The organism is Gilvimarinus sp. 1_MG-2023, assembly GCF_030548285.1.
Window position 1 is genome coordinate 1 of record NZ_JAUOSC010000638.1, and the last position, 312, is coordinate 312.

Consider the following 312-nt stretch of genomic DNA (forward strand, 5'->3'; position numbering starts at 1 on the left):
GGAAGGGGCTTTAATATCGCTGCTAGGCGACAAGCATCCAGAATTATTGGCGCAATGGCAGGCGGCGCTGACCCAGGCTCTGACGCCTGTTAGTGAAACGGCCAGGGCCGAACCAGCCGATACCTCAGCAACCCCGGCAGAAGCAGCGGCAGAGATACCGGCAGCCACCTCGCAGGTTGATCACATCAAGCAGCTGGATAGTCTGTTGCAACAAACCGCCAGCCTGTTGCGCCTGACCTTGCCCAAGACATAACGGCCACGGACAGGGCTGGGCCGAACTTCTGCAACCGTGGTTAGCGGGTAGGTAATACG

General features: G+C 59.0%; 1 protein-coding gene. It reads left to right on the forward strand.

Annotated features, from left to right (window positions below; translation table 11 throughout):
• Positions 1-253, forward strand: a 253-nt coding sequence (locus Q4563_RS18425; protein WP_303605540.1) for a hypothetical protein, incomplete at its 5' end; no start/stop codon positions are given.
• Positions 254-312 lie beyond the last annotated feature (59 nt).